Here is a 17,576-nt window from a genome sequence, read left to right on the forward strand (position 1 = left end):
GTCTTCACACCACCCCCACAATAAACGCCCGCAACCACTGATGCGCCGGATCGCGATGGCAGCGCTCCGGCCAGAGCATGCTCATCTCGTAACCCGGCACCTCCAGCGGTGGCTCGAACACCGCCAGCCCGTTTACGTCACGAACCAGCCGTGCTGGCAGCATCGCCACCAGATCCGTGCTCTCCAGCACCGAGCGGACAAACAGGAAATGCGGAACCGACAGAACGACCCGACGCGTCAGCCCGACTTCAGCGAGCGCCCTGTCAGTGGTGCCGTGAAAGCCGCCGCCGTCGGGCGACACGATCACATGATCGAGCTCGCAGAATTGCGCCAGAGTCGGACGCTTTTGCAGACGCGGATGGTCGGCACGCCCCACCAGCACATAGCGTTCGGTAAACAATGCCCGGCGATGCAAACCGGGTGGCGAGTCCTCGCTGGTATGAAAAGCCAGATCGATGGCGCCCTGCTCCGCTTGTTTGGCCAACCGTGGCGGCACCAGGTCAAACGCCGCCAGGCGCGTGCCCGGTGCTGCCGAGCGCAGCCCAGCCAACGCGGGCAACAGGATGGTCGACTCGCCGTAATCGGACGCCATGACCTTCCACGTCTGTTGCGCCTCAGCCGGGTTGAAAGCGTCGGCGGGCGACACCGCACGCTCCAGAGCTTCCAGTGCCTGGCGCAGCGGTTCGCGCAATTCATCGGCCCGGGCGGTGGGCCGCATGCCCCGTGGGCCCGGCAGCAACAGCGGATCGCCGAAAATATCGCGCAACTTCGCCAAGTGCACACTCACCGACGGTTGCGACAGATTCAGACGGTGCGCCGCGCGGGTCACGTTGTGTTCCGAGAGCAGGACATCAAGGGTCAGCAACAGGTTGATGTCCAGGCGCCGCAGATTATTCATCACAATACCTGGCATATTGGTTATTTATTTCCAATATACCGGTCAACGTCCGATCCTGCAGCCTCCAGACACCGGAGACTCTGCGATGAATGTTTTGCTCGTTTATGCCCACCCTGAACCCAAGTCCTTGAACGGCTCACTCAAAGACTTCGCCATCGAACGGCTGGAAGCTGCCGGCCACCAGGCCCAGGTTTCAGACTTGTACGCGATGAACTGGAAAGCCTCGCTGGATGCCGATGACAGCCTCGGCCGGCCAACCAACTCGCGCTTCGATCCGTCGCTGGACTCCAAGCGTGCGTACGCAGAAGGCCTGCAACAACACGACATCGCGTGTGAGCAGGAGAAGCTGATGTGGGCGGACGCGGTGATTCTGCAATTCCCCCTGTGGTGGTTCTCGATGCCGGCGATCCTCAAAGGCTGGGTGGAGCGGGTCTACGCCTATGGTTTCGCTTATGGCGTGGGGGAACATTCCGACGCGCGCTGGGGCGACCGTTATGGGGAAGGCACGCTGGCGGGCAAGCGGGCGATGCTGGTCGTGACCGCCGGCGGCTGGGAGTCTCATTACAGCCCGAGGGGGATCAACGGCCCGATCGACGATCTGCTATTCCCGATCCAGCACGGCGTGTTGTTCTACCCCGGTTTCGACGTGCTGCCACCGTTCATGATCTATCGCACCGGCCGAATGGACGACGCACGCTTTTCAGCGACGTGTGACGCACTTGGGCAGCGGCTGGATGACCTTTGGACGACGCAGCCCATCGCGTTTCGTCCGCAGAATTCGGGGGCATATGAGATTCCGCAACTGACCTTGCGCGATGAGATTGCTGCGGATGAATTCGGTTTTGCGGCTCACATTGGGGAATCAGCCCGGGGTTGAGCGTGATGGCGAGTGGATATCTGCGCGAAGCCGATTATGCTTCAGGAAACCTTGCAGCGATGCGAGGCCGTCAGCCTGTGTGCATGCTTCGCGCAATCCGAAATCCGACGACATCAGCCCCAGGGCCTGGGTGCGGCAAAAAGGTAACGAGGTACTCCGGCCTACAACAAGAACGACGGAGAAGACTCATGGCCGCAATCGACAACACTTCCACGGGCAGCGCGCCCCACCACGGGATCACCAAGGAGGAGCGCAAGGTCATTTTTGCCTCGTCTCTGGGTACCGTGTTCGAGTGGTACGACTTTTACCTTTACGGCTCCCTCGCTGCGATCATCGCCAAGCACTTCTTCGCCGGCGTCAATGAGACAACGTCCTTCATCTTCGCGCTGCTTGCGTTCGCCGCGGGCTTCGCGGTACGCCCCTTCGGCGCCATCGTGTTCGGCCGACTGGGCGACATGATCGGGCGCAAACACACCTTTCTCATCACCATCGTGATCATGGGTATCTCCACGGCCGTAGTGGGCTTTTTGCCCGGCTACGCGACCATCGGCGTGGCAGCGCCGGTCATCCTGATCAGCCTGCGCCTGCTGCAAGGCCTGGCCCTGGGCGGTGAGTACGGCGGCGCGGCGACCTACGTGGCCGAACATGCGCCGAAAGGTAAGCGCGGCTACTTCACTTCGTGGATTCAAACCACTGCGACCCTCGGTCTGTTCCTTTCGCTGCTGGTGATCCTCGCCTGCCGCACCATCCTCGGCACCGAAGCCTTCGAGGCCTGGGGCTGGCGGATTCCCTTCCTGCTGTCGATCCTGCTGCTGATCGTCTCGGTGTACATCCGCCTGCAACTCAGCGAGTCGCCGGTGTTCTTGAAGATGAAAGCCGAAGGCAAGTCCTCCAAGGCGCCGCTGACCGAATCCTTCGCCCGCTGGGACAACCTCAAAATCGTGATCATGGCCCTGCTCGGCGGCACTGCCGGCCAGGCCGTCGTCTGGTACACCGGGCAGTTCTATGCGCTGTTCTTCCTGCTGCAAACGCTGAAGATCGACCCGCAGACCGCCAACTTACTGATTGCCGGCTCCCTGCTGATCGGCACGCCGTTCTTCGTCATATTCGGCAGCCTCTCCGACCGCATCGGCCGCAAGGGCATCGTCATGGCCGGCTGTATCCTCGCGGCGCTGACCTACTTCCCGATCTTCCATACGTTGACCCAATACGGAAACCCCGACGTGTTCATCGCGCAGGAGAAGAACCCGGTGACAGTGGTCGCCGATCCTAACCAGTGCTCGTTCCAGTTCGACCCGGTGGGCAAGGCCAAATTCACCAGCTCCTGCGACCTCGCCAAGACTGTGCTGGCGAAGAGGGCCATCCCCTACAAGAACGAGAAAGCTGAGCCTGGCGCCGTCGCGCAGGTCCGCATCGGCAACAAGGTGATTCAGAGCTTCGAGGGCACCGGTATGCCGGCTGCCGACTTCAAGGCCAAGAACGACGCCTTCACCGCCTCGCTCGGCACCGCGCTCAAGGACGCCGGCTACCCCGAGAAAGCCGACCCGGCCAAGACCAACTATCCGATGGTGCTTCTGCTCCTGACCATCCTGGTGATCTACGTGACCATGGTCTACGGCCCGATTGCCGCCTGGCTGGTGGAACTCTTTCCGGCGCGCATCCGGTACACCTCGATGTCGCTGCCCTACCACATCGGCAATGGCTGGTTCGGCGGCTTCCTGCCCACGGTGGCGTTCGCCATGGTCGCGGCCACGGGTGATATCTACTACGGGCTTTGGTACCCCATCGTCATCGCCGTGATGACGGCCATTCTTGGCATATTCTTCATGCCGGAAACCAAGGATCGGGAAATTCATCACACCTAAGGCTGGCGCCTGCCCTCTCCTGCCAGGGAGAGGGCAATCCGGAGACGATCAAACGGTCTACGCTCATCCAAATGGCTTCGGGGTTCCTTCCCCGCGCACTGATTGGGGGCACCATCATGATCCGCATCCTTTTAATCACTTTTATGCTGCTTGCGCTCAGCATCCCGGCACAGGCCGGGGTGACGCCATTTCCTGCCGCCTTTCGGGTTCAGGACATCCCGATCGAAGGTGTCACGCTGCATGTGCGCGTCGGCGGCAAGGGGCCCGCCGTGGTGCTGCTGCATGGCTTCGGCGACACCGGCGACATGTGGGCGCCACTGGCCGCCGATCTGGCCAAGGATCACACCGTCGTCGTGCCGGACCTTCGCGGCATGGGCTTGTCGTCGATCCCGGACAGCGGCTACGACAAGAAGACCCAGGCGGGCGACATCCGTGCGCTGTTGGCAGCGCTGGGTATCGAACACTCGGTGGTTATCGGCCACGACATCGGCACCATGGTCGCCTTCGCCTACGCCACACGCTATCCGCAGCTGACCGACCGCCTGGTGGTGATGGATGCGCCCGTGCCGGGCATTCCTCCTTGGAACGACATTGTCCGCTCACCGATGTTGTGGCACTTCGACTTCGGCGGACCGGATGCCGAACGCCTGGTCGCCGGTCGTGAGCGCATCTACCTGGACCGGTTCTGGAACGAGTTCGCGGGCGACCCCACCAAGGTGGATGAAGCCACCCGTCAGCATTACGCCAAGCTCTATGCCCGGCCCGGGGCCATGCACGCAGCCTTCGCCCAGTTCCGCAGCATTCGTCAGGACGCGGTGGACAACGAAGCGTCGATGGCGACGCGGCTGACGATGCCGGTGCTGGCCGTCGGTGGGGAAAAATCCTTTGCGGAGGATGAAGCGATCGTGATGCGCAATGCAGCGGACACTGTGACGCAGGTGGTCATTCCGGGGGCGGGACATTGGCTGATGGAGGAAGCGCCAACGCAGACCATTCGAGCGATTCGCGACTTCTTTGCGCAGTAATGCAACTCGTACTGTGTAGCAGCTGGCGCAGCCTGCGTTCGGCTGCGGAGCAGTCGTGAAATCAGACGGTGCGGTGTTTCAGAAAAACCTCGCACTCAGGTTTTACGACTGCTGCGCAGCCGAACGCAGGCTGCGCCTGCTGCTACACAGTGCGGGGCGCAATTGATCTATTTGTTCGGTTCGTCAGGAACGCAACACGCCAATCGCCCGCCGATATTTTTCAATGCGTTCCAGGTCTTCCCACGACGGCTGCGCGATCCGCGACAAGTCGCTGTTCTCTTCCAGATCCGCCAGTTTCACCACCCGGCCTATCGGGTCCTGCGCCGCGCGTTCGACGAAGGTTTCATAGGACTCCCCCGGCACTTTGGTGACCGATTCGATGGCCGTCAGAACGGCTTCGCTGAAGCCTTCCTTGCGCAGGTCATCAAGGCTGATGCCGCAGTCTTCGACCACGTCATGCAGCACCGCGACGATGCGTTCTTCCAGCGTCGTGACCCGCAGCATGACTTTCAGCGGATGCAGGATGTAAGGGCTACCGCCCTTGTCGACCTGCCCCTCGTGCGCGGTGGCGGCAATGGCAATGGCGCGTTCCAGTGTTTGAGTCATCTTGCAGCTCCCAGGCTTGAATGCCTTAACGGTCGTTGGGTCAGAGCACCACAATGCCTTCCTCAAGCGCTGAGGCGAAAATATCGTGTGCAGGCACGTTGATCCAGGTTGCAGCATCGATTTCGCCCACTGACGCAAGCCAGCGCCCAACCATCTCGTAACCAAGCGTATAGCCAAGCCATTTCGGATGAGCACCAAAACCGAAAAACCACTCACTGTGATTGTAATGCGTGGACTCAAGGGTCTTCAGGTCTACCGGGAAGTGAAGCAGATCGGCGTCGGTAACGGCACACTCCCAAGGCTCTGGGTCGCTGCCGAGCAAATGCCGGACGAACTGTCCGGCAAGTCCCTCGCTGACCAAGGCTTCACCTAACGTCCAACCGTAACCAGGCCCCGCCATGCGCAGGCAATGATGAACCTCATGGACGATTTGTCGATGCAGCGTGCCCGTGCGCAGGCTGGGCAAAAAATTCGGGTTGTCTGGATCGATGGTCATCGTGAACATTGAGCTTCGATAAGCGCGCCCCACGAGGCCCATTTCAGGAATGGTCTCGCCAGGGAGCCGCTGGATCAACACATCAAGTCGCGCAGGCGTAATCAGACGGGAGACCGTCTTGTAAGCGGCGTCAAATTCGCCGATCAAATCGGAGCGAAGTTCAGCAAGGCTCCCCGAGGCTTCCAGCCAATGCAGTGTCCATGCGTCCATTGTTACCTCTGAAAACTGTCACGGAGCCTAAAAACTCAGCCCAACAGATGCTGTGAGATGAGTTTGGAAATCTCGACCATCGACGTCCTCCCAGTGAATTCAAACTTCACTCTGCCCAGCGCCGAGAAGTAGATTTCCAGCTCAGAATCCAGGTCGAAGGTGCCCGAGGTTTCCACGGAGTAAGCGACGATGTTTTTGTAAGGCAACGAAGTGAAATCTTTTTTGCTGCCGGTGATGCCTTGCACGTTCACCGCGATGATTCGTTTGTTGGTAAACACCACGCCGTCGCGCATGGATTTATAGGCATCAATGACCTGCTCGCCGTCCAGCAGCAGCGCGGTGACTCGCTCCGCGTACTCGTTGTTTTGCTTGAGTTTGAAAAAGCCTTTGTTGTTGAAATCGATCATCCGCCATCCCCTTCCTTAAAGAGTGTTCCCTGGATTGCCAGCGCGTGGCGCGGCGAGCATACCATCGGGCCTGCGCTTTTTGCGCCCCCTCCCACAGCGGATCTAAAAAACCAATGGAACCCCGCGCCTCATCGCGTTTTCGAAACCCTATCAGCGCTGATCTTTGATCAAACAAGGCGCCATTGGAGAGGAAATCCCGATGAACAGTAGACTGCTGTTTCTGCTTGCCAGCCTGAGTCCCACCCTGGTCATGGCTGAAGGCTGTGACGTGCTGACCCGCTCCCAAAGCCCTTCCGTGCCGGTGGTCGAAACGCATAGCTGCTATGAGTACGAAGGCATGCCGGTGAACGCCATCGATTGGTCATGCAGCAACGAGAGCAAAGACATGCTGACCAGCACCAAGAAAAAAGTCGAACAGTGCGCCGATCATTCTCAGGCCACTTGCATCGCCACATTGACGCAAGAATCGCTGGCCAATCCTCACTCCACCAGCAAAGACAAGAACAGCACATCGCTGAGTATTCCGAACAATGCTCAGGTCACTACGTATTACTACGGCGCTGAGCATTTGAGTCAGGCAAAAATTGATTGCGAGTCGGGTGGAGGTCACTGGAAAGCGCAGTAGCCGCTCAAGAACGCAACAGCCCCTTCACCATCGGAATGCAAGCGAGTTGCAGACCGGAGGGCGAATGGTAAATGGCCGTCTGCTCACCGACGAAACCGCATTGCCGGTAGAAGTGAGCGGCGTTCAACGTAGCGTCCAGTTGAACTTCCTCCAGCCCCAGATCCCGCGCCAGGCACTCAAGGTAATCCAGAATGCGCTTGCCAATGCCCTGCTGCATAAAACCAGGCAGGACAAAGATCGCGCCGATTTCACGCCTCTCCAGATCAAGCATGCCTGTCGCCACAGGTTCTCCCTGAATACACCCCAGATAAAAGTGTTTTTCCATCAGGTCGCAATATCCGTCCTCAGCGGCCCCTGCCGTCCAGACGTCCATTTGCTGCGGGGTATAGGCGCCGATGCACTGATGCCGTATCGCGTGACGGCGAATGTCGAATGCCGCCCGGCAATCGCCTTGATGGGCTCGTTTGATCTCTAACACTTCAATCTCCGTTAGCCATCAGCGGACGGAGAACTAAAAAGCCCCGTCCATTTCTGGCGGGGCCTTGGTGAATACGTCAGGTTCCAAGCACGCATGACCTCATGGCCCGCCGGAAGCGGTCATGGAGGAATACATCATGTACATGCGGGATGTGTAAGTCATGGGCAGATAGTGTTGTTGGAGACGTGGGCTGTCAATCGCCCGGCCCCAAGCAGCGTTGGTCAACCCTTAACAGCCGCTTCAATCGCAGCGATGTCGATCTTTCCCATCTCCATCATGGCGTCGAACGCGCGCTTGGCCGCTGCTTGATCAGGATTGGTTATCGCGGCGGTCAGAACGCGTGGTGTGATCTGCCATGACAATCCCCACTTGTCCTGGCACCAGCCGCAGACGTTTTCCTGGCCGCCATTTCCGACAATCGCATTCCACAAGCGGTCCGTTTCGGCTTGGTCGTCGGTCGCAACCTGGAACGAAAAAGCCTCGTTGTGCTTGATCGCCGAGCCCCCGTTCAGTCCGAGACAAGGGATGGCCATCACCGTGAACTCGACTGTCAGGACATCGCCCTGCTTGCCTGCCGGATAGTCGCCGGGCGCGCGAAGGACAGCTCCCACAGCGCTGTCGGGAAACGTTTCGGCGTAGAACGTCGCTGCATCCAACGCGGTGCCGTCGTACCACAGACAAATCGTGTTTTTGCTGATCATCTTGGTTCTCCAGAATCGGAATGGGTTCGTGCATTTTAGCAGCGCATTCAGTGGCACGGATTTGGCTACTCTTCAGTAGCTGCTCCGCATTGGAGGCGATAACATCCCGGCCTCGCATGGATAGTGCGAACACATACTCAAAGGATGAACACATGAGCCGCACCGAACACATCTGCCTGATGGCGACCTATAACAAATGGATGAACGCAAAGATCTATGGGGCAACCAGTTGCTTGTCCGATGATGAGCTCTCAGCCGATAGAAAAGCGTTCTTCAAATCTATTCTCGGGACGCTAAACCACGTGGCGATCGGAGACACTGTGTGGCTAAAGCGATTCGCCAAGCATCCAGCGGACCACTCGGCACTGGAGCCGGTGAGGCAACTTTGCGATCCGAAAAGCCTCGACCAATTGTTGTTCTCTACTATTCCAGAGCTCTCAGTGCATCGAGAGAGACTCGATCAGATAATTGTCGAATGGGCTCACTCTATTACAGAGTCCGATCTGGACCACACTCTCCATTACGCCAGCATGAAAGGTGTAGTGTCCGATAAGGATTTTTACAGCCTGGTCATGCATTTTTTCAACCATCAAACCCATCACCGTGGCCAGGTTACTACGCTGCTTTCACAGGCTGGTATTGACATAGTTGATACAGATTTAGTCTTTCTCATTCCATCCCAATCCTGCGTATAAAAAAACTCGTCACCAGGCACCTGATCATTGGGCAGACTTTTGGCCTGGTCTTCTGTCGCAAGCCGTCCATCGTCGAGAGTTCGCAGCTCCAGAGCTTCCAGTGAATCGATACCTGACCAGAGAGCCTTTTCACTCCAATAGATACAGCTCAGGCGTGACCTCTCACAACGGGATGCATCGACAACGACTAAACTTTTGCGACGAACCTCGTCTCCCAAGGTGATGTCTGTGAGTGCCACTCCCCTGTCCGAGCTCGATGCCGCCCTGCCCGGTCTGGCCCGCAAGATCCGCGTGCTGGATGCCCTGGCCTGGCCGGATGGGGTCGAGGAAGTATTCCTGGCACGTTGGCGCGCCGGGCAGGCAGAACTGCCCAAGGTCGAGCTGCGCCCGCACGACCACAGCGCCGATATCGCCGCCCTCGAAGCCTTTATCGGCCGCTGCGATGAGGGCCATCCGGCCGGGCGCCACCTCGCCATGACGGCGCGCAGCTATGCGACGGCGGGGCATATGCTCGGTGCCATCGGTACACCCGCCTTTACTCAGTATTCGTCAGCGCTGTACCGGCGCCCGGACTTCTATTACTCGAGCCAGAAATTGAGCATGCTGGACGCGGCCCAATTCTTCCTCAAGACCACCGACGCCCTTCTGGGCGGTGCGCGGATTCCACCGTGCCCGGCAGAAATCCCGGCCGAGGTCTTCGCCGCCTGGATGCAGCCGGAACTGGACCGCTTCTTCGGACCGGGCCGGATCACCGTCGTGCTCGATCCGACCCTGGCCGCCAAGGCCATCGCCGGGGCCAGTCGCATCCGCCTGCGTGCCAGCGCGCTGTTCTCGGAACTGGACAAGAACCAGCTGTTGCAGCATGAGGCCTTCGTGCATGTCGCCACGGCACAAAACGGCGCCCTGCAACCCAACCTGAAAAGCCTGGGCCTGGGGGCACCACGCACGACCCAGACCCAGGAGGGCATCGCCACCCTGGCCGAGCTGTTCACCGGTAGCATGGACATTAACCGCCTTCGCCGCCTCGCCCTGCGCGTGCTCGCGGTCCAGCAGGCGCTGGATGGCGCCGACTTCATTCAGGTATTCGAAGGCTTTCTCGCCGCCGGTCAGTCGCAAGAGGAGTCCTTCCGCTCGACCCTGCGGGTTTTCCGCGGCGCCGACCTGCGCGGCGGTTCGGCGTTCACCAAGGATGCCGCCTACCTGACCGGTTTGCTCGGCGTGCATACCCTGTTGCGCATCGCGATCCGCGACAACCGGCCGGAACTGGTGGGCCATTTGTTCGCCGGGCGCCTCAGTCTGGGGGATAGCGTTCGCCTGGCCCCGCTCTTCGAGTCCGGCTGGCTCCAGGGACCGGTCCATGTCCCGGCGTGGGCCTCCGATCTGCGTCTGCTCGCCGCCAACCTGGCGTTCTCCGCTTTTATTTCCCGAATCAAACTGGATGTACTCGATCTGGACGTGCTCATGGCCTTCGCCGACGAGCATGAAGCCGATGCCAGCGCCTAGCGTTTAAAGGGAGAGCCACCGAACCAAACGCTCTGCATCAGTTATTTATACTCAAATGCCAGCTTAATAATATTTTACCGATACCAGGGTGATCCCTAGTCTTGACCCCAAGAAATGGCAGGCCGCTACCGACCTAAATCCAACTTCGAAGGGTATAGAGATGACCACTGAAAAAATAAAAACAGATACGCTGATTGTTGGCGCCGGTCAGGCTGGCTTGGCCATGAGTGAACACCTGAGCAAACTCGGCGTGCCGCACCTGGTGCTGGAGCGCAACCGTATCGCCGAGCGCTGGCGCACCGGGCGCTGGGATTCGCTGGTGGCCAACGGTCCGGCCTGGCACGACCGTTTTCCCGGTCTCGATTTCGACGACCTCAGCCCCGACGACTTTGCCCCGAAAGAGCGGGTTGCCGACTACTTCGAAGCCTACGCCAAGAAATTCAACGCCCCGATCCGCACCGGCGTGGACGTGCTGAAGGTCAAGCGCAATGTCGGTCGCCCGGGCTTCACCATTGAAACCTCCGACGGCGTGATCGAAGCCAACCGCGTGGTCGCTGCCACCGGGCCTTTCCAGCGCCCGGTTATCCCGCCGATTGCGCCGAAAGATCAGCCATTCCTGCAGATCCACTCGGCCGAATACCGCAACCCGGCGCAACTGCCCGAAGGCGCTGTTCTGGTCGTCGGCGCTGGTTCGTCGGGCGTGCAAATCGCTGATGAGCTGCAGCGTGCCGGCAAGAAGGTTTACCTCTCGGTGGGCGCACACGACCGCCCTCCTCGCGCCTATCGCAACCGTGATTTCTGCTGGTGGTTGGGTGTGCTCGGCGAATGGGATCAGGCGGCCATGAAACCCGGCCGGGAACACGTCACCATTGCTGTGAGCGGTGCGCATGGCGGCCGCACGGTGGACTTCCGTGGTCTCGCCCATCGCGGCATGACGCTGGTGGGTTTGACCCAATCGTTCAACGGCGGCGTAGCGACTTTTCAACCGAACCTTGCCGACAACCTGGCGCGCGGTGACGAGAACTATCTGGCGCTGCTCAACGCGGCTGACGCCTACATCGAGCGCAATGGCCTGGACCTGCCGGAAGAGCCTGAAGCGCGCATTACCTTCCCCGATCCAGACTGTGTGTTTAACCCGATCCTTGAACTCGACCTGACCAAGGCCGGCGTGACCTCGATCATCTGGGCCACCGGTTTTGCCACGGATTACAGCTGGCTCAAGGTTGATGCCTTCGACGACAACGGCAAACCGGCGCATCAGCGCGGCGTGTCGAGCGAGCCTGGCGTGTATTTCCTTGGCCTGCCGTGGCAGTCGCGTCGTGGGTCTTCGTTCATCTGGGGCGTTTGGCACGACGCCAAGTACGTGGCTGATCACATCGCCATCCAGCGTTCATACCTCGACTACCACGATGCGGCGCAACGCGAGGCTGAAACTGTCCCGGTCGACCATAAAGCAACGGTCAGTGCTTAATTTCTTCTTCAGGAGCTTCAAATGTCCACGCCAACCCATACCCGTATTCGCATGTTCAACACCAAGGAAACCTACCCGAACCAGAGCCTGGACAATGACCTGTGCCAGGCCGTCCGGGCCGGCAACACCGTGTATGTTCGCGGCCAGGTCGGTACCGACTTCGAAGGCAACCTGGTAGGCCTCGGTGACCCGCGTGCGCAAACCGAGCAAGCCATGCGCAACGTCAAGCAGTTGCTGGAAGAGGCCGGCAGCGACCTCAGCCACATCGTGAAAACCACCACTTACCTGATCGATCCGCGTTACCGCGAGCCGGTGTATCAGGAAGTGGGCAAGTGGCTCAAAGGCGTGTTTCCGATCTCGACCGGGTTGGTGGTGTCGGCACTGGGGCAGCCGCAGTGGTTGATGGAGATTGATGTGATTGCGGTGATTCCTGAGTAACCAGGTACACCGAGGCGCGGCCTTCGCGAGCAAGCCCGCTCCCACACTAGATCTGCGTCGTACACAAAACTGTGGCCACTGAAGATCCCCTGTGGGAGCGGGCTTGCTCGCGAAGGGGCCCGCCCAGACATCCATTTCGCCAAGGCAATACAAGGAGCAAAACCATGACCTTCTCCATCGCAGCACGTTGCCCCGAAACCGGTCAGTTCGGCATTGCGATCAGTTCCTCAAGCATCGCCGTCGGCGCACGTTGCCCCTGGCTGCTGCCGGGTGTCGGCGCCGTCTCTACGCAAAACATCACCCTACCGTCACTCGGCCCGGAAGCCCTTGCCCTCATGGAACAAGGCCTTACACCGGCCGAGGCGTTGGACAAGGTCCTGACCCGCAACGGCTACAGCCAATATCGCCAGATCACGGCGATAGACCATCTCGGCCGCACCGCGCATTTCAGCGGTTCGCAAACCCTGGGCAACCACAACGCCGTGTCCGGCGATCAATGCGTCGCTGCCGGCAACATGCTGGCGGATCGATCAGTGATCGAGGCCATGGTCGAGGCATTCGAGCATGGCGAAGGTCAACTGACCGACCGCTTGCTCGCGGCCATGAAAGCGGCCATCGCCGCGGGCGGCGAGGCCGGGCCGGTGCATTCGGCGGCGGTGGTGGTGGTCGGCGAGTTGACCTGGCCGATCATCAACCTGCGGGTGGACTGGGCGGATCACGACCCGATCGGCCAGCTTGAGAAATTGTGGGACGCCTATCGCCCACAGGTTCAGGACTACATCGACCGCGCCCTGGCCCCCGACAAATCCCCCCGCTACGGTGTCGCCGGAGACGATCGATGAGCAACAGCCTCGATTTGCTGAAAACGTTGGTGGCCTTCGACACCACGAGCCGCGAATCAAACCTGCACCTCATCGAGTTCGTCCGCGACTACCTTGAACGCTTCGACGTGCCTTGCGAGCTGGTCTACAACGAGCCGCGCAGCAAGGCCAATTTGTTCGCAACCATTGGCCCGGCGGACCGGCCGGGCATCGTGCTGTCGGGACACACCGACGTGGTGCCCGTCGACGGCCAGCCGTGGACCGTTGCGCCGTTCGAACTCACCGAGCGCGACGGCAAGTTGTACGGTCGCGGCACCGCGGACATGAAAGGCTACATCGCCTGTGTACTCGCGCTGGTCCCGTCGCTGGTGAAAGCCATGCTGCGGGTGCCGGTGCACATCGCGCTGTCCTACGATGAGGAAGTCGGCTGCCTCGGTGTGCGTTCGTTGCTGTCGGAATTGGAAAAGCGCCCGGTCAAACCGATGCTCTGCATCATTGGCGAACCGACCGAGCTCAAACCGGTGCTGGGCCATAAAGGCAAACTGGCGATGCGCTGCGACATTCACGGTGAAGCGTGCCATTCGGCGTACGCCCCACTCGGAGTCAATGCCATCGAGTACGCCGCCGAACTGATCGGTGAACTGGGGCGGATTGGCAACCGACTCAAAGCGCCCGAGCATCACGATGCGCGTTTCGATCCGCCATTCAGCACCGTGCAAACCGGCGTGATTTCCGGTGGTAAGGCCTTGAACATCGTCCCCGCCGATTGCCGCTTCGACTTCGAAATCCGCGCCCTGCCCTCGCATGATCCGAGTGACGTTGCGCAGGAGCTGAAGGCCTATGCCGAACAGCAGGTTTTGCCGCGCATGCGGGCGGTGAGTGCACAGAGCGAGATTCGCTTTAGCGAGTTGTCGGCGTATCCCGGGTTGGTGACCGATGCGCACAGCGAAGCGGCTGAGTTGATTGCTGCGTTCTCAGGCTCTCGAGAATTTGGCACCGTGGCCTTCGGAACCGAGGGCGGCCTATTCGACGCCGCAGGAATTCCGACAGTGGTGTGCGGCCCCGGCAGCATGGATCAAGGCCATAAACCCGACGAATTCGTCAGCCTCCAACAACTCACCGCCTGCGACGCCATGCTGCAACGAATGCTGCTATCGATCTGTTAACCCAATCCCTGTAGCAGCTGGCGAAGCCTGCGTTCGGCTGCGAAGCAGTCGCAAAATCCAACAACGCGGTGCCTCAGAAAAACCGCGGGCGCAGGGTTTACGACTGCTTCGCAGCCGAACGCAGGCTTCGCCAGCTGCTACACATTGCGTGGTGTTTTAACAATCCGGCAGGCCCTGAATCGCGAAGGAATTTGAACAGCCAAAACCTCCTGTGGGAGCGAGCTTGCTCGCGATAGCGGTCTGTCAGCCAAATCAATTTTGACTGTCAGGCCCTCATCGCGAGCAAGCTCGCTCCCACAGGTTTTGTGCCCATCCACTGACTGGCATTCAACCCCGTCTTCCCCCGCGCGGACGCCGTAAAACCAGCCATCACACCCTCCCCACCCGACATACATTTTTTAACGTTTATACCCACAAACTTACTAATTTATCTCTCACTCCCCACCGCACATCATCAACTCCAACAAGAAAAGCGTCGCCCCCATACGGCGCTCACCGAAGTACGTCCACGTACTCACTTTTGCCTTGGAGTCCGTCATGGTTACCGCAGCAACAACCTCCGCCCCGCTTATCGAAAAACACACCATCGGCTACGTGCCCCCCGAAGATCGCCACGGAAAAACCAGAGACCTGTTCACCCTCTGGTTCGGCGGCAACATCGCGCCGTTACCCATCGTCACCGGCGCCCTCGGCGTGCAAATGTTCCACCTGAATCTGGTGTGGGGCATCGTCGCCATCCTCGTCGGCCACCTGGTCGGCGGCGTGCTGATGGCCCTGCACTCGGCGCAAGGCCCGCAGATGGGCATTCCGCAAATGATCCAGAGCCGCGCCCAGTTCGGCTCGCTCGGCGCACTGCTGGTGGTGCTGATCGCCGGCATCATGTACATCGGCTTCTTCGCCTCCAACATCGTCCTCGCTGGCAAGTCGCTGCACGGCGTGGTCGACAGCGTGCCGGTGCCGGTCGGCATCGTCATCGGCGCCCTTGGTTCCGGCATCATTGGCATCATCGGCTACCGCTTCATCCACGTACTCAACCGCATCGGCACCTGGGTGCTCGGCGCCGGCATCGTGCTGGGCTTCGGCTATATCTTCACCCACGTGCAGACCGCCGACTTCCTCACGCGCGGCAGTTTCAACATCTCCGGCTGGCTCGCCACCGTCTCGCTCGCCGCACTCTGGCAAATCGCCTTCGCGCCCTACGTCTCCGACTACTCGCGCTACCTGCCCGCCAACGTGCCCGTGGCCGCAACGTTCTGGACCACGTATCTGGGCACCGTGCTCGGCTCCAGCCTCTCGTTCATCTTCGGCGCCGTCGCCGTCCTCGCCACACCCGTCGGCATGGACACCATGGACGCCGTCAAACTCGCCACCGGCTCCATCGGCCCCTTGATGCTCGTGCTGTTCCTGCTCAGCGTCATCAGCCACAACGCCCTCAACCTCTACGGCGCCGTACTGTCGCTGATCACCCTGGTCCAAACCTTCGCCTACCGCTGGATCCCCACCGCCAAAAGCCGCGCCGTCCTCTCAATCATCGTCCTCGCCGCCTGCTGCTTCGCCGCCGTCGGCGCCTCCGCCAACTTCATCGGCCACTTCGTCGACATGGTGCTTGTGCTGCTCGTGGTGCTGGTGCCGTGGACCGCGATCAACCTGATCGACTTCTATGCGATTCACAAAGGTCAGTACGACATCAACTCGATCTTCAAGGTCGATGGCGGGATCTATGGCCGATACAACCCGCAGGCGCTGTTGGCGTATGCGATCGGGATCGTGGTGCAGGTTCCGTTCATGAACACGCCGCTGTATGTCGGGCCGATTTCGGAGCACATCAATGGGGCTGATTTGTCGTGGTTGGTGGGCCTGCTGATCACCTCCCCGCTCTACTACTGGCTAGCCAACCGCGACAGCGCCTACAAACGCCGCCTCTCAACCGGAAAACTGGTTAACAGCCTTTAAGGTAAAACCCAATCCCCCTGTGGGAGCGAGCTTGCTCGCGATGAGGCCATGACATTCAACATCCATGTCGACTGTCACACCTTTCGCGAGCAAACCTGTTTTCGCTCTACCCGCCATCACCACAACCTCCCGAAATTTATTGAACCCCGCTCACACCCACCCACCTAACTGAATGACTATCAGGAGGGTGACCAATGCAAACCGAAACCATCTGGATCCTACTCGCCGCAATGCTTGTGCTGATCGAGTTATGGGCAATCAACAAAGTGCGAAAAGCCGAAGGCAAATCCAGCAACAAACTCGTATGGATGGTGGTAATCGTGTTTGTACCGCTATTCGGGCTGATAGCGTGGGCAATGGCGGGACCGAAACACACCGATCCCAACCCGCATTCACCGCAGGCCAGACAATGACGTTGGATGCTGTGCGGTAAGAATTTTGGAACTGCACAATCTCAAAGAACAAAGCCCCGAAGATTCGGGGCTTTGTCGTTTCTGAGCAGTCGATTTTCATAAACCTGACGTCCGAAAATCGCGTAGGAATTTACCCTTTGTGGCGAGGGGATTTATCCCCGTTGGGTCGCGAAGCGGCCCCAAAACCTGCCCCCCATTTCCCAAGGCACTCCACACGGCCCGAATCACCGCGACAAGCCCGAAAACAGTGGCATTCAGCCTTATCACAACAAACGTCAAACCGTCCTACAGCCCGGTTGTGAGCACAAAAATGGACGCCTATATTCGACCCGTCGCTGACCGCAGTTAGCGATAGGGTTTCGCAGCCCTCGAGATTGACACCAAAGCACTGTCAGGCATGATGCAGCCGACTTCGACTGCATCGTGTTTTATGGCGGTTGTGTGCGGGAGACTTACGGGTCTGCCGGAACTGGTGTAAATCCCCCGGTCTGCGAACCCGCACACAGCTGCCACCCAATTTGTTTCGCAGCAGAAAAGGTGGCAATTCTTCTCTTGTGAGGATTTACACCATGAAAGCTCCGCTCCCGCCCCGCCGCTTCACCCCCATGTCCCAATTCGCCACCGACTACCCCGTCCTGCTCATCGACAGCGACGCCCCACTACGCGAACTCCACAACTGCGTCAGCGAACGACTCAACGCCGTCCTCAAATACCTGCACCTCATGGCCTGCACCAGCCTCCCCGACTACGCCGAAAACGACATCAACACCGTCACCAACATCGCCCGGATCCTGGTCCAGGATGTAGTGGTCAACTAATTCCGGACACCTCGATAGGTGATTTTGACGCCATCGCCCGTTCGTAAACGGTCGGTGGCAGATATCCCAGTTTCGAGTGCAGCCGTTCGTTGTTGTAAAACCCAACGATG

19 protein-coding genes are annotated in these 17,576 nt (G+C 59.6%); 13 read left to right on the forward strand and 6 right to left on the reverse strand.

Going from position 1 to position 17,576, the window contains the following annotated elements; all coding sequences use genetic code 11:
- Positions 1 to 4: 4 nt before the first annotated feature.
- Complete coding sequence (locus FQ187_RS18925; RefSeq protein ID WP_149630646.1) at positions 5 to 898, reverse strand: LysR family transcriptional regulator; 894 nt, start codon at positions 896 to 898, stop codon at positions 5 to 7.
- An 85-nt stretch (positions 899 to 983) separates the two neighbouring features.
- On the opposite strand from FQ187_RS18925, the gene FQ187_RS18930 reads away from it, so the two are divergent.
- The 3 genes from FQ187_RS18930 to FQ187_RS18940 all read left to right on the forward strand — a co-directional run bounded on the left by FQ187_RS18930 (position 984) and on the right by FQ187_RS18940 (position 4,665).
- A complete protein-coding gene (locus FQ187_RS18930) occupies positions 984 to 1,775 on the forward strand; it encodes an NAD(P)H-dependent oxidoreductase (protein WP_149630647.1) in 792 nt (263 codons plus the stop codon).
- A 188-nt stretch (positions 1,776 to 1,963) separates the two neighbouring features.
- Positions 1,964 to 3,640 (forward strand): MFS transporter, encoded by a 1,677-nt coding sequence (locus FQ187_RS18935; RefSeq protein WP_149630648.1) that lies wholly within the window; start codon positions 1,964 to 1,966, stop codon positions 3,638 to 3,640.
- A gap of 116 nt (positions 3,641 to 3,756) precedes the next feature.
- Positions 3,757 to 4,665 carry an alpha/beta fold hydrolase gene (locus FQ187_RS18940; RefSeq protein ID WP_149630649.1) on the forward strand — a complete coding sequence of 303 codons (909 nt, stop codon included), beginning with the start codon at positions 3,757 to 3,759 and terminating at the stop codon, positions 4,663 to 4,665.
- Between the two features lie 183 nt (positions 4,666 to 4,848).
- Here the strand turns inward: FQ187_RS18940 and FQ187_RS18945 are convergent, their stop codons facing one another.
- The 3 genes from FQ187_RS18945 to FQ187_RS18955 are packed head-to-tail and all read right to left on the reverse strand — an operon-like array spanning position 4,849 to position 6,384.
- Positions 4,849 to 5,271 (reverse strand): HD domain-containing protein, encoded by a 423-nt coding sequence (locus tag FQ187_RS18945; RefSeq protein ID WP_149630650.1) that lies wholly within the window; start codon positions 5,269 to 5,271, stop codon positions 4,849 to 4,851.
- Between the two features lie 40 nt (positions 5,272 to 5,311).
- Positions 5,312 to 5,977, reverse strand: a complete 666-nt coding sequence (locus tag FQ187_RS18950; protein ID WP_149630651.1) for a DUF2268 domain-containing putative Zn-dependent protease — start codon at positions 5,975 to 5,977, stop codon at positions 5,312 to 5,314.
- A gap of 35 nt (positions 5,978 to 6,012) precedes the next feature.
- The gene (locus tag FQ187_RS18955) at positions 6,013 to 6,384 is read right to left on the reverse strand and encodes a PH domain-containing protein (RefSeq protein WP_046049313.1); all 372 of its coding nucleotides are present in this window, start codon (positions 6,382 to 6,384) and stop codon (positions 6,013 to 6,015) included.
- A 199-nt stretch (positions 6,385 to 6,583) separates the two neighbouring features.
- Here FQ187_RS18955 and FQ187_RS18960 point away from each other — a divergent pair, with 199 nt between their 5' ends.
- Positions 6,584 to 7,009 (forward strand): hypothetical protein, encoded by a 426-nt coding sequence (locus tag FQ187_RS18960; RefSeq protein WP_149630652.1) that lies wholly within the window; start codon positions 6,584 to 6,586, stop codon positions 7,007 to 7,009.
- A gap of 4 nt (positions 7,010 to 7,013) precedes the next feature.
- Here FQ187_RS18960 and FQ187_RS18965 read toward each other — a convergent pair whose 3' ends face one another.
- A complete protein-coding gene (locus FQ187_RS18965) occupies positions 7,014 to 7,487 on the reverse strand; it encodes a GNAT family N-acetyltransferase (RefSeq protein WP_149630653.1) in 474 nt (157 codons plus the stop codon).
- A gap of 221 nt (positions 7,488 to 7,708) precedes the next feature.
- Positions 7,709 to 8,188: a VOC family protein gene (locus tag FQ187_RS18970; protein ID WP_149630654.1), complete on the reverse strand. Its 480-nt coding sequence runs from the start codon at positions 8,186 to 8,188 to the stop codon at positions 7,709 to 7,711.
- A gap of 152 nt (positions 8,189 to 8,340) precedes the next feature.
- Between FQ187_RS18970 and FQ187_RS18975 the strand changes: the two genes are divergently transcribed.
- From FQ187_RS18975 to FQ187_RS19015, 9 genes are all read left to right on the forward strand, one after another.
- A complete protein-coding gene (locus tag FQ187_RS18975) occupies positions 8,341 to 8,883 on the forward strand; it encodes a DinB family protein (protein WP_129444947.1) in 543 nt (180 codons plus the stop codon).
- 228 nt (positions 8,884 to 9,111) lie between these two features.
- Complete coding sequence (locus tag FQ187_RS18980; protein WP_149630655.1) at positions 9,112 to 10,386, forward strand: flavohemoglobin expression-modulating QEGLA motif protein; 1,275 nt, start codon at positions 9,112 to 9,114, stop codon at positions 10,384 to 10,386.
- 160 nt (positions 10,387 to 10,546) lie between these two features.
- Complete coding sequence (locus FQ187_RS18985; protein WP_149630656.1) at positions 10,547 to 11,857, forward strand: NAD(P)/FAD-dependent oxidoreductase; 1,311 nt, start codon at positions 10,547 to 10,549, stop codon at positions 11,855 to 11,857.
- Positions 11,858 to 11,878: 21 nt separating this feature from the next.
- On the forward strand, positions 11,879 to 12,295 hold the full coding sequence (locus FQ187_RS18990) for a RidA family protein (RefSeq protein ID WP_008027166.1): 417 nt from the start codon (positions 11,879 to 11,881) through the stop codon (positions 12,293 to 12,295).
- Between the two features lie 164 nt (positions 12,296 to 12,459).
- A complete protein-coding gene (locus FQ187_RS18995) occupies positions 12,460 to 13,137 on the forward strand; it encodes a DUF1028 domain-containing protein (protein WP_129444950.1) in 678 nt (225 codons plus the stop codon).
- A complete protein-coding gene (gene argE, locus FQ187_RS19000) occupies positions 13,134 to 14,282 on the forward strand; it encodes an acetylornithine deacetylase (RefSeq protein WP_149630657.1) in 1,149 nt (382 codons plus the stop codon). The genes FQ187_RS18995 and argE overlap by 4 nt, the downstream gene beginning before the upstream one ends.
- Before the next feature lie 537 nt (positions 14,283 to 14,819).
- On the forward strand, positions 14,820 to 16,235 hold the full coding sequence (locus FQ187_RS19005) for a cytosine permease (RefSeq protein WP_149630658.1): 1,416 nt from the start codon (positions 14,820 to 14,822) through the stop codon (positions 16,233 to 16,235).
- Positions 16,236 to 16,429: 194 nt separating this feature from the next.
- Entirely contained in the window at positions 16,430 to 16,648 is a 219-nt protein-coding gene (locus FQ187_RS19010) for a PLD nuclease N-terminal domain-containing protein (protein WP_149630659.1), read from the forward strand.
- A 569-nt stretch (positions 16,649 to 17,217) separates the two neighbouring features.
- A complete protein-coding gene (locus tag FQ187_RS19015; RefSeq protein WP_149630660.1) occupies positions 17,218 to 17,466 on the forward strand; it encodes a fructose-bisphosphate aldolase in 249 nt (82 codons plus the stop codon).
- Positions 17,467 to 17,576 lie beyond the last annotated feature (110 nt).

Source organism: Pseudomonas sp. ANT_J28, from assembly GCF_008370005.1.
GTDB classification, from domain to species: domain Bacteria; phylum Pseudomonadota; class Gammaproteobacteria; order Pseudomonadales; family Pseudomonadaceae; genus Aquipseudomonas; species Aquipseudomonas frigoris.